10 protein-coding genes are annotated in these 11,602 nt (G+C 37.6%); 6 read left to right on the top strand and 4 right to left on the bottom strand.

Annotation, left to right across the window (positions count from 1 at the left end; translation table 11 throughout):
• Positions 1–11: 11 nt before the first annotated feature.
• On the bottom strand, positions 12–470 hold the full coding sequence (gene mraZ / locus A7967_RS19780; protein WP_054206645.1) for a division/cell wall cluster transcriptional repressor MraZ: 459 nt from the start codon (positions 468–470) through the stop codon (positions 12–14).
• 566 nt (positions 471–1,036) lie between these two features.
• On the opposite strand from mraZ, the gene A7967_RS19775 reads away from it, so the two are divergent.
• From A7967_RS19775 to A7967_RS19760, 4 genes are all read left to right on the top strand, one after another.
• A complete protein-coding gene (locus tag A7967_RS19775) occupies positions 1,037–1,375 on the top strand; it encodes a hypothetical protein (protein WP_054206646.1) in 339 nt (112 codons plus the stop codon).
• Positions 1,376–1,380: 5 nt separating this feature from the next.
• Positions 1,381–1,821 (top strand): phage holin family protein, encoded by a 441-nt coding sequence (locus tag A7967_RS19770; protein WP_064436022.1) that lies wholly within the window; start codon positions 1,381–1,383, stop codon positions 1,819–1,821.
• A 24-nt stretch (positions 1,822–1,845) separates the two neighbouring features.
• Positions 1,846–2,103 (top strand): hypothetical protein, encoded by a 258-nt coding sequence (locus tag A7967_RS19765; RefSeq protein ID WP_054206648.1) that lies wholly within the window; start codon positions 1,846–1,848, stop codon positions 2,101–2,103.
• Between the two features lie 355 nt (positions 2,104–2,458).
• Positions 2,459–5,467 (top strand): bifunctional diguanylate cyclase/phosphodiesterase, encoded by a 3,009-nt coding sequence (locus A7967_RS19760; protein WP_209438568.1) that lies wholly within the window; start codon positions 2,459–2,461, stop codon positions 5,465–5,467.
• Positions 5,468–5,729: 262 nt separating this feature from the next.
• On the opposite strand, the gene A7967_RS19755 is transcribed toward A7967_RS19760, so the two are convergent.
• On the bottom strand, positions 5,730–6,704 hold the full coding sequence (locus A7967_RS19755) for a YihY/virulence factor BrkB family protein (protein WP_054206650.1): 975 nt from the start codon (positions 6,702–6,704) through the stop codon (positions 5,730–5,732).
• A gap of 136 nt (positions 6,705–6,840) precedes the next feature.
• On the opposite strand from A7967_RS19755, the gene A7967_RS19750 reads away from it, so the two are divergent.
• Together A7967_RS19750 and A7967_RS19745 are read left to right on the top strand one after the other, a co-directional pair.
• Positions 6,841–7,956, top strand: a complete 1,116-nt coding sequence (locus A7967_RS19750; protein WP_082916352.1) for a mechanosensitive ion channel family protein — start codon at positions 6,841–6,843, stop codon at positions 7,954–7,956.
• A 246-nt stretch (positions 7,957–8,202) separates the two neighbouring features.
• Positions 8,203–8,871, top strand: a complete 669-nt coding sequence (locus A7967_RS19745; protein ID WP_064436021.1) for a YoaK family protein — start codon at positions 8,203–8,205, stop codon at positions 8,869–8,871.
• Between the two features lie 128 nt (positions 8,872–8,999).
• Here the strand turns inward: A7967_RS19745 and A7967_RS19740 are convergent, their stop codons facing one another.
• Positions 9,000–10,835 carry an AAA family ATPase gene (locus A7967_RS19740; protein WP_064436020.1) on the bottom strand — a complete coding sequence of 612 codons (1,836 nt, stop codon included), beginning with the start codon at positions 10,833–10,835 and terminating at the stop codon, positions 9,000–9,002.
• Positions 10,832–11,542, bottom strand: coding sequence for an ATP-binding protein (locus A7967_RS19735; protein WP_064436019.1), 711 nt, complete (start codon positions 11,540–11,542; stop codon positions 10,832–10,834). Before A7967_RS19735 ends, A7967_RS19740 begins: the two co-directional genes overlap by 4 nt.
• Between the last annotated feature and the right edge of the window lie 60 nt (positions 11,543–11,602).

The raw sequence follows: 11,602 nt of genomic DNA, 5'->3' as shown, positions 1-11,602 counted from the left end.
TTATTGTGTGATCAGAGCGAGAAATTATCTAAATCAGGGGTTGATTCAAAATCACCGAGTCGCTCTATTTCGGTGTCTTGGCGCATTTGCTCATGCCAACGCTCTTCATCCCAGATCTCAAATTTATTCATCAAACCGACCAACATGATTTTTTTGCCTAAATCTGCATGAGACCGTAACGACGGTGCCAATAGTATTCGGCCATTTTTATCTAGTTGGTACTCAGTTGCATTACCTAACAACATTCGTTGCATGCGTCGTGCACGTGGATTCATATTGGAAATTTTAGCTAATCGATCTTCGATATCTTGCCACTGTGCTAATGGATACAACCATAAGCAGGGCTCATTCAATGCCACAGTACAGATCACAGTCCCCTGATCTTCAGACAATAACGAGTCTCGGTATTTAGTAGGTACCGCAAATCGTCCTTTGTCATCCAAACTCAGTGAACTCGCACCGCGAAACATATAAAACCTATTCTAATAATTTATAATTAACCGATTTCGATTACTTTGATCCAATTTGATCCACTAAAAACCACTTTTTACCACAGTGCTCCAGTTTAGGGCTTGACAAGGAGTTTTGTCAAGTCAGCAAAATCCTATAATTGACTGTTAAAGCCAGAAAAAATAAGGGCTCGCGCAAAGCTACTGAATTACGTGGGAAAATGTGGAGAACAATAAAAAAATAAATTTGATCATCAAATTCAGTAAACTTTTCACCGCTGATGTAGACTGAATAATCTATGAATAATTACAAATATTTCCCTTCTTAATCCCTCATGCTTTAATTGTTTCGATTAAAGTTTAAACAAATCAACATTATTCTCTCACTGAAGTTGTGAATGTCTGCATTTGTAATCACTTTGTAAAATTTACCATTACAGTGAAACTGTTACTCACTCATAATTTTAAATATTATGTATTTGTCTGAACGAAAACCGTAATACACTGATTTTAAATAATAATATAAAAATAATATGGCTGGTCTAAAGCTTGCTTATTCTATAGCACGATTAATTTATTAAGGAATAATGATGACTACATCAGCAACTAACTCAACAACGGCAACCAATAGTAAAGCAACTGTAAACTCAGCAGTGCCTGAAGCACCATTAACAGAGAAAGCAACGTCAGCAGCTCATCAAGCTGTTGATACATTGTCTTCAAAAGCAGCTGCTGCAGAATTAAACATTCGCAAAGGCGCATCTACTTCAGCAGAAACTTTATCTGAAAAGCAAAAACTAGCGCAAGATAAGATCACTGAATACAGTGGTAAAACACGCAAGTTAGCGTCTGAAAACCCGTTAGCGACAGCAGGTATTGCATTTGCTGCTGGTATGTTAGTAACCGCGCTAATTCGTCGTAAGTAGCCGTTATGGACCAAGATACCGATACGGTAAATAAGCAGCATCGTGCCACTGATCCAGCCGCTAAAAGCGCTGATCAGTGGCAAGATCACCTTGTTAAACTTTCGCAGTATGGTGAGCAAATTTATCAGGACTATCGCCAACAAGCTGGTACGTGCAAAGAGCTAGCAAGTGCAGAATGGCGACTATCTACACGCTCATTAGCGTTGACCATTATTTTATTGGTTAGCTTTGCTGGAGGCTTAGTATTACTGTGGGCTGGTTTATTGGCAACAATCGGGCTCGCTATTTTTGCATTCAGTCAATCTATTTGGCTCAGCGCGGCTTGTTTAATTGTTTTACAGTTACTGTGTTTAGCATGGCTGTGGAAAAATATTGGCTACATTAGTGAAAAAATTGGATTTGACAAAACAGCACGTAGTATCAAACAGCTGCTTAACATCAAATAAGTAATAAATTTCTTGGAGCTTGTTATGATCATTGATTACTTCATTCAAAAGCCGAACCGTAAAGTCACCCATTTAAGTCAAAAAATGGATGCTCTCGATGGCTTGAAAAAGCAACATCAGCAAGCATTTAACTACCGACTAAAGCGATTTTTAGTAAGCAATGTAGGTATTGGAAGTGCATTTACAGCTGGTGCTGGGTATCAAGCCCTTAAATCTAGTGAGAAGCACAAAAGTACCGCTAGCAAAATAAGTAAACTAACGTGGCTACTGCGTTTACTATAATAAAGTACGCGCCATCAAAATACCTTATTGAATTTCAATCAATGATATTACTTAATTATAAAATGGGTAATAACACATCAACTATACGATTATTTAAATTCAACAATAACTTATCATTATTTAAAGGGCTTTGATGCACCAAAATTAGTAACATTGTATTATATAAAGTAACATCAATCATTCGTTTTAAATGAATATTCACTTAACCTTATATTATACGTGGTTATTTTTTACATTATTGGCTACAATTTTGAATTGAGTGCAAAGTTAGAAGAGTATCATCATTTTTTCGTCGTCATTAAAACATCGCCTTTACCGTTTGTTTATATTGTTAAGCTTGCCTGGTATTGTCGTGATGCTGTTTAGCCTTTGGCATGCAAAGGAAACTGCACTACAGGAGAGTCGCTTTCAGGCATTAGCTATTGCTGAACAACTTGCCACCCAACAGACTGAGATACTTAACGAAATTGAAATATTCACAACACAATTAGCCAGCTTAAAAGATTTTAGCTCACCGCTTATATCCGAATGCCCGTATTACTTAACAAAAGTCCAAGCACTTAAGCCTGAAATTGCGAATATTGGTATTACTAACTTAAAAGGTGATCCACAATGTTTATTAAAAGGCGTTAAGGAAGAGATCAACATTGCTGATCGTGAATACTTTCAAAATGCGCTAGAAACTAAAAATTTTGCGATTGGTTTTTTTCAAAAAGATCGTAGCTTAGATACATTAACTGTAAACTTTGCTTACCCACTTTTAGATGATAAACAAACACCATATGGCGCTGTTGTTACAGTAATAACATTAGATTGGTGGAGCCAAAAACTCGCAAACTTCCACTTACCACCCAATGCAATTGCAGTCATCACGGATAGCCATGGCCGAATTATTGCCAATTATCCCAATGATCCTAGTTTATTTGGCGCAAATGTTAGTCATTATGGTTTTAGTATTGAGCAACCAGCAGTAAACAACATTGTTGATTTTAAAGGTGTAAACCATGTTTTACATAGTCAAGTAATGTACCAAGATGAAGTGAAAAACACCTTAAATGTGTATGTTGCGATCCCCTTTAACAATGCAATAAAAGAAGCCAATCATCTATTTTTAAATACTATTTTTGCTTTTATTTTCATGATTTTTATATTGTGCATATTTGCCCATATACGATTAAAGCAATCAGTATTAACACCCATTGCCCGCCTAACTACGGCGATTAAAGAACTGGCATCTGGACAATTACCAAAGCAATTTAGCCTAAACAGCCCTGAGCTAAACACGTTATACACACACTTTGAAGAAATGGCACAAACGCGCCTAAACGCAGAAGCTAATGTAAAACGCCAGCATGATGAACTAAGTAGCTTATTAAACGCTTTGCCCGACATTTATATTAGGGTAAACGTTCATGGTGAAGTACTTAATTTAGGTGGCCAAATATCACAGCTCACCCCCCCAGTTTTTACTCGTTCTAAACTGCATTTACGCGATATTTTAGACGAAGAAAAAAGTAAGCAATTACTTAAAAATTTACCTGCAAAAAATGAAACCACCTATTTTGAGTTAACCGAAAATAACACCACTGCAGAGCATATTTTTGCGGTGCGTATTAGCGCAAAACAAAACAGCAATGAATACACTATAGTTTTACAAGATATTAGTGAACAAAAACAAGCTGCAAAAGCCTCTCACCTCGCCTCACTTGTTTATTCAAACAGCAGTGAAGGCATGGCGATCACTGATCCAAACGGCATGATTTTAGATGTAAATCCCGCTTTTTGTAAGGTAACCGAGTACCGTAAAGAAGAAGTACTGGGCAAAACCACCGCAATCTTAAGCTCAGGAAAACACACAAAAGCGTTTTATTATGCAATGTGGCAGGAAATACAAGAAACAGGACGCTGGCAAGGTGAAGTAATTAATCGACGTAAACATGGCGAATTGTTCACCGAATGGCTTACTATCGATACCGTATACGATGAATATCACCAACCCCAGCGCCGTGTTGCTATTTTTACTGATCTTACCGAGAAAAAAGCTGCGGATGATTTAATTTGGCACCAAACTCACTTTGATCATTTAACCAACCTGCCAAATAGAATTGAGTTAAAAGAACGACTAAATTTACGCCTCAGTACACATTGCAATCCCACAGAGCCGCTAGTGTTAATGTTACTAGATCTCGATCACTTTAAAGATATAAATGATACTTTAGGCCATTACTATGGTGATGAGTTACTTAAGCTCATTGCTACTCGGCTACAATATGCGATAGCTGATCTTGACTTTATTGCCCGCATTGGTGGTGATGAGTTTGTTATGGTGCATACCAAATTAGTAAGCGATGCTCATATTAAAAAGGTCGCCAATGATGTGCTCAAAGCGATGTCAAAACCATTCCATTTAGAGAATGAAGAAGTGTATATAGCAGCCAGTATCGGTATTGCAATTGCTCCAACTGATGGTGACACTTCTGAACTGCTGTTAAAAGCAGCCGATCAAGCTATGTATCAAGCCAAGCAAAATGGCCGAAACTGCTTTGCGTTTTTTAACTTAAATTTACGTGAGCAAGCACAAGCTAGAATGAATTTACTAAAAAACATTCGCAGAGGCCTTGAGAAGCAACAATTTGATCTTTATTATCAACCTATTGTTGATCTTGATTCTGGGACGATCCACAAAGCTGAAGCCTTGATCCGCTGGTTACACCCAAGACAAGGAATTATTAGCCCCGCACAATTTATACCTCTTGCTGAAGAGTCTCGCTATATTAATCCTCTGGGACAATTTGTTTTCACTAGAGCATTACAAACACTCAATATATTACGCGAAAAAATAGACCCTAATTTTCAGTTAAGTATTAACGTCTCACCCGTACAATTTAGCTGCCTTGATAGTGGTATTGATCAATGGCCTGCGCTACTTGAAGCAGCTAATTTACCACCTAGCGCCATTGTGGCAGAGATCACCGAAGGACTAATGATCACGCCAGAGCATTTAACCCAACAAAGGCTCAAATCGCTAGTGCGTTCAGGTATGGAGCTTGCTTTAGATGATTTTGGTACTGGTTACTCATCCCTTGCTTATTTACAGCAAATGGACGCCGATTACCTAAAAATAGACAAATGCTTTGTTGATAACATTCATGCTAATAACCAAGAGCTCGCGCTATGTAAGGCCATAATAACGATGGCGCACCAGTTTGGTTTAAAAGTGATCGCCGAAGGGATTGAAACAACCGAACAACGCCACCTATTAATGGAACTTGGCTGCGACTATGGCCAAGGATACTTATTTTCAAAACCATTACCTGAGCCAGAATTTATCGCCCTACTCAATAATTCAAAAACAAGTGATTAGGGCGTGTTGACCTTTCGTGATTGATTTTGCAGCAGTATGTTTGGTATTTAGGCAAGGCAGAGCCTATGTCGTGTGGTTGTTCCCCATAAATAGGTGATAACGCAGTATAAATACCAAACATGCGCTGCCCAAAGGGTTCTTCCTAGGGGTGATTGACTCTTTGTTACTCGGTTTTTACTTAGCCCGCTAGGTTACAAACCTCGCGCCGCGATTAAATCGCCCCTAGGTTGAACAAATTTCAATCCACAAAGGTCAACACGCCCTAATCAACCCTATTTTTCTTTTGTAAGGTGGTTAGTCTGTCAGCCACAAAAGCGCCCCGTTCACCCACATCTTTAGCGGGGCCAATAGTGCTATCAAACATTGTTTGCTGCTCTGCGCATGCATTGATAGCTGCACCAAAAATGATAATATAAGCACTGATGTACAACCACATTAGCATGATCACAACGCCCCCCAATGAACCATAAGTTTCGTTATACGAAGCAAATTTAGCAACATAAAACGAAAATCCCAACGAAGCCACTATCCACAACACCATCGCAATTAAAGAACCCGGTGTTACCCAGCGCCATTTAGCCGCTTTTCTATGGGGCGCATAACGATACAAGCATGCCAATGCAAAATTAAAAACAAGCGCCAATAATGGCCATGAGACTAATTGAATGACAATATCGACCTGTTGAGTTAACCCAACCAAATTAAGTGCTATAGGTAAAATACCGATAATGAGCAGCGCGATGACTGCAACCATAATCGCACCCACCGAAAATATAAACCGTACAATCAATGCTTGAAAAAACGCCCGTTTATTATGCTCATGGTAAGTAATATTACATGCCGTAATTAATGCTTGGCAGCCTTTACTGCTACTCCATATAGCAAGCAATAAAGTACCTATGGCGCTTATACTTAAAGTGGTATGCGACTTTTGACTCACTGCAGTCACTTGTTCAAGCACAATGTCACGACTACTAGGCGGTAACAATGTGATAAATTGGCTTAAATGTGCTGATATTTCAGCTGGTGATGAAAAGTAAGCATAAACAGATACCAACGCAGCAATCGCAGGAAAAATAGCCAACAACGCATAAAATGCGACCCCCGCAGCCACAAACGATAAATTATCTTGTGACAAACTAACATAAACTCGCTTAGTAATGTCCCACCAACCAAGTATAGGTATAGAGGTAGGCGTACGAGCTTGATGACCTCTTTTATTTTTCGCAGTATGCATTTTATACCTCATCACATTTTAAATTGTGGTTAAAGTTAATACGTTTAACCTGCAACAAACTTGCCATTAAATTATGGTCTATTATTTGCACTTACACATCAACAATCAGACCTGCCACCGCAAGGGATTTGTATCAATGAATAATTTTTTTATATTTATAAATCAGTTTGTTAAGTTAATAGAGAAGGACTCAACCAAGCTGAAAGTAGAGCAGCCTTGGCAGTTCACAGCCCAAGGGTTCAGCGAGCAAATAACGCACTTTTTACAGACTACGGCGCAAATGTTACCCGCACTCATATTGGGTATACTTGCGATCGTAAGCTGTTATTTTTTAGCAAAGCCCTTATCTTACTTATTACTTAAGCCTTTAGGGTACGTAAGTGAAAGCCGCTTGTTGCATGTAGTCACAAGACGGTTCATTAGTACTTTAATCATATTATTTGGCATTTATTTATTTTTAAGGCTCGCTGGTTTAACTCAATTTGCCGTCGCGGTAATGAGCGGAACAGGCCTTCTCGGTTTAATTTTAGGGTTTGCATTTAAGGATATCGCCGAAAACTTTATTTCAAGCATGTTACTAAGCGTACAACGCCCTTTTAAAATAGACGACGTTATTGAGGTAGACGGTCGCCTAGGTGTTGTAAAAAAAGTAACTGCGCGTGCAACAACCCTTGTTGATTTTGATGGTAACCATATACAAATACCTAACGCGAGCGTTTATAAAAATGTTATTAAAAACTTAACAGCAAACCCCAAAATGCGAGGTCATTTCTCAATAGGAATTGGCTACGATAATGATATTCGCACCGCACAAAGCCTTGCTATTAGCACAATATCAGAGCAAACCGCAGTGCTTAGCGATCCACCCCCTCAAGTATTAGTTGATAACTTAGGCTCAGCCACCATCAACTTTACCGTGTACTTTTGGGTCAATAGCGAACAACATAGTGTTGTAAAAGTAGCTTCACAACTCATGCGAGAATTAATCAATAACTTTACTCAACATCAAATAAGCATGCCTGACGATGCCAGAGAACGCGTACTGCTTAATAGCCAAGGTGAAGATATTTACCCCCCAGCAATAGCACCTAAAACAGCGGCAACAGAAACCACAAACACGAAACCCCACATTAAAAAACGTGCAACAACACAGCATGAACACGGTATTGACGATGTAAGCAGTGATACTGATGATATTCGCGAACAAGCCGATGAATCTCGTGATCCCGAACAAGGTAATAATATTATTTAAATTTTAAAGGATTAAAAAATAGCGGTACTTCACTATAAAACAACAGACACAAAAAATGGACGTAGGTTATTTACTTTCAAAACCAATAGCGGAACAGGCGTTTTTGGCACTTGCAAAAAGCGCGCAATCCTTGAATAAAAAGCCGTTGAATACGAATTGAATGGACGCAAAAATTAGATTCAGGTTGTGTAATAAATAACGAACTGATAGGTTATTTATACACTCATTTTAATATAACTATTAACTGTGATTTCAAAATTACCTCGTTGGGTAGAGGCTGGATCTTTTTTACTTGCTCTGGTTGCAGGGCTTGTCAATTCGATTGGGTTATTAGGCTTCAAACATCAATCAATTTCGCACCTATCTGGCACCGCAACTCAACTTGGCACCAGCTTTGTTATCACTAATGTGGCTGACACCTTACATTTAATCTTTATTTTGCTTAGCTTTATTATCGGTGCAGCATTATCAGGCGCATTTTTACCAAGTGGCGCACTTAAACTCAGCCATAACTACAGCGGCTTACTATTATTTGAAGCACTATTACTGGCCGGTTCAGTGTATTTTCTATCTGATAGTTCAATGATCGGCCACTACCTAGCATCAGCAGCATGTGGGTTACAAAATGCATTAGCCACAACTTATAGCGGCGCAGTTATTCGTACCACTCATGTTACCGGCATATTTACTGATCTAGGGTTAATGCTTGGTGCAAAATTAAGAGGCGAATCATTTGATAGCCGAAAAGCTCGATTATTCCTACTGATCATCTCAGGGTTTATTTTCGGCGGCACGTTAGGAGCCTATTCATTCCATTTTTATAAATTTAACGCACTCTTTATCCCAGCGACCATCTGCCTAGTATTAGCCGTCAGCTACTCAGTGTTTAAAGCTATCAATAGTAAAAAAACTTAAGTCATGTGCAGAAAGTAAATTAACGTTAATATGTATTAACGTTAGTTGGTTATTTATCATAAGCTTAATCAGCATATCAATATACGGAGTAAAAAAAATGCCAGCTATTAATAGGTCACTGACAAGAGTTATGCACGGATAAACTTTACTAAGTTTGTTATCTGCTCTTGTAAATCATAGGGGGTGCAATGAAGTTTAGTTAATTTTTCAGAAACTGCTTTAGCAATCGATACTTTTTTCCCTGCGTAACTCAAAGCGATATTATTAAGTGTGCTTTCATCTAATGGTGATTTATCAGCAAATTGATAGCAATTTGCAATTGCTTTATCAAATGAATCAAATTGGTTAAAAATAAAGTCAGAGGAGTTTGCTGCCTTTAACTCCAACAGTTTGCGACAATCTTTTTTACCTACTACATCCCGCTTAAAGCCTTTGGCAATTAAAATATCAAATAGAAGATCTTTGCATAAGTAGTTTTCAATCTCTCGTCCTCCGGTAATCCAAACTTTAAAGTAATTATCCAAAGATGACTCTGTTCCTATGCACCCTGCATCTGCTTTGTTAACCCTCTCTAACATAGATTCTAAATAGCGTTTAAAACCTTCATTATCTAGTTCGGTTTGTGAAGAACAATCTGAATCTGTGATTAAATAAGCTTTTCTGCTAGTACTTAACATATTTATTAGGCTTGGATCGATATCTTCCAAAACAGTAAAAGAAGCTAAATTCGTTCCTCCAAAGTATAAAAATGAATAATCTTTACCCTCTTTAAGTTCTTCGTTTGAAAAAATATCAATCCACTTTTTAAGATAAATCCTATCACTCGGCCCCTCTACCCATAACACTGTATTGGCTTGAAGAATTTGAGAAGCTTTAACTCCCAGAGAATCTAATGTCTCATAGTATTTTATTACATTATCATTAGGTGTAATTTGACTTGCACCTTCATCAGATTTTAAAGTCCTATAAACAGCCCAATTTTCATTGAGGCAATCAATAAGCGATGGGGAATGTGTAGTGATAAAAAACTTATGATTTTTTAAGTTTTTTTCAAATATATTAACAAGTTTGATGACAGCCTCAGGATGAAGATTTGCTTCAGGTTCTTCCAGAAAAACATTTAAATTCATATCTCTGTTAATCCAAAGGTGTGATAATAACATTACAATTTGAGAAACACCTGTGCCTAATTGCTCTAACGAAAACGATAAACCTGATTCAAATTCAAGACTTAAATCATCTTCTACCACTTCAATATTAATTACTTTTTCAGAGAGAATGTCAGTTAGCCATTGCTTTACTTGAGATTTATAATCAGCCCAATTTGAGGGAGTTGCCTTATCACGCCTTAATTTGTCTAGTTCTTGGATAATTTCCGCACCATCAAAATAATAATCTTGTACATTATCTGACTGGCGTGAGTGATGACGAATAGGATCAACAAACACTAATGAATCTAAAAAGCATTTCCAATAATGTTTTAGATCGCAATAACCATTTATAGAATCAGTTGGATCGACTCGCTTACAATTATCCAATGATTCAAGTATTTGCCCTCTGTCATCAAAGAGCTTATTATTATTGATCTTTAAATTTAAAATTGATGAGTCAGATTTAACATCATGAGTACAGTCTAAGGCTATTTGATGCTCATTGGCTTTATAGCCAACCTTATGATCTTCTGACAAGCTATTATCATGTGAAAGTGAAACCTCACATTTTATTATGCTCTTCTCCCATCCCCATGTATGGCTTTCATTGAGCTCCGCGGCAACTGAAATTACTTCCCCATTTGGTAGTTCTTGACCTGCTATGCCTTTTAAATAATTAAAGTACTTTGATAAATTAGATTTTCCAGAGTTATTAGGCCCAATAATTAGGTTTATAGACTTTAAGCCCTCAATATGGATTCCATCTAAATCATATGAACGCCAACCACTTAACTTTATAGCATCTATTTTCATTTAGACTTATCTCGTTTATGCCATGAATCAACCAATGATTTTAATGAGTAACTTGAAGGCTTTCCTGATTTCCAAGATATGTGATACCTAACATCATTACTTCTAGGCATAGGGCTTGGTACTTTAAATTGAACTTTTCTCGGAAGATTTATTGAATCCCCAGAAACAAATGCTTCACCGTCGCGAAGACTTGGTAAGAAGTCAACTTGTCCAGCTAAGGTATCAGGTAGTAGCCTCTTAATCTTATTCTGATCTAGATCATTGGTTAGTCTAAGGGCTATATAAGTGCCGCATTGAGATAAAACTGTTGTAGAGACATTTGAGGGGCGCTGTGTTACTACAGTTAAACCAATTCCGTATTTCCTTCCTTCTTTTGCTATTCTTTCAACACGCTCTTTTGCTATATTGAATTTAGAATCACTTTCTTCTGGTATATATGTATGGGCTTCTTCTAAAACCAAGTTAAGAGGAATACTTTCAGGATCTAAATCCCAATATTTAAAATCAAAACATAACCTTGAAATTACACCAACACACACGGCTCTTACTTCGGCAGGAAGACCACTTAAGTCAAGTATATTTAAGTAATTCTCGCTCTTAGATAACCCCAGAATAAACTCAAAATACTCTGCGACTGAAGGTAAGCGTCTAGCAAAGTGCACCTGCCAGTAATTCGTCAAACCGATTAAGCTATTTCTGAATTTCAATTAGGAGATAGCCATGAGAAAAACACGTAGCCTTGAGCAGTGGCGTAACATTATCGAAGA

The organism is Pseudoalteromonas neustonica (genome assembly GCF_001653135.1).
Taxonomy (GTDB): Bacteria; Pseudomonadota; Gammaproteobacteria; order Enterobacterales; family Alteromonadaceae; genus Pseudoalteromonas; species Pseudoalteromonas neustonica.
Note: the sequence above shows the minus strand (reverse complement) of the source record. Positions and strands in the feature narration are given on the sequence as shown.

Excerpts from the sequence above, each read along its gene's own strand:
- A7967_RS19750 (WP_082916352.1), top strand. The coding sequence starts at position 6,841 with ATGAATAATTTTTTTATATTTATAAATCAGTTTGTTAAGTTAATAGAG.
- A7967_RS19740 (WP_064436020.1), bottom strand. The coding sequence starts at position 10,835 with ATGAAAATAGATGCTATAAAGTTAAGTGGTTGGCGTTCATATGATTTA.
- mraZ (WP_054206645.1), bottom strand. The coding sequence starts at position 470 with ATGTTTCGCGGTGCGAGTTCACTGAGTTTGGATGACAAAGGACGATTT.
- A7967_RS19760 (WP_209438568.1), top strand. The coding sequence starts at position 2,459 with ATGCTGTTTAGCCTTTGGCATGCAAAGGAAACTGCACTACAGGAGAGT.
- A7967_RS19765 (WP_054206648.1), top strand. The coding sequence starts at position 1,846 with ATGATCATTGATTACTTCATTCAAAAGCCGAACCGTAAAGTCACCCAT.
- A7967_RS19755 (WP_054206650.1), bottom strand. The coding sequence starts at position 6,704 with ATGCATACTGCGAAAAATAAAAGAGGTCATCAAGCTCGTACGCCTACC.
- A7967_RS19770 (WP_064436022.1), top strand. The coding sequence starts at position 1,381 with ATGGACCAAGATACCGATACGGTAAATAAGCAGCATCGTGCCACTGAT.
- A7967_RS19775 (WP_054206646.1), top strand. The coding sequence starts at position 1,037 with ATGATGACTACATCAGCAACTAACTCAACAACGGCAACCAATAGTAAA.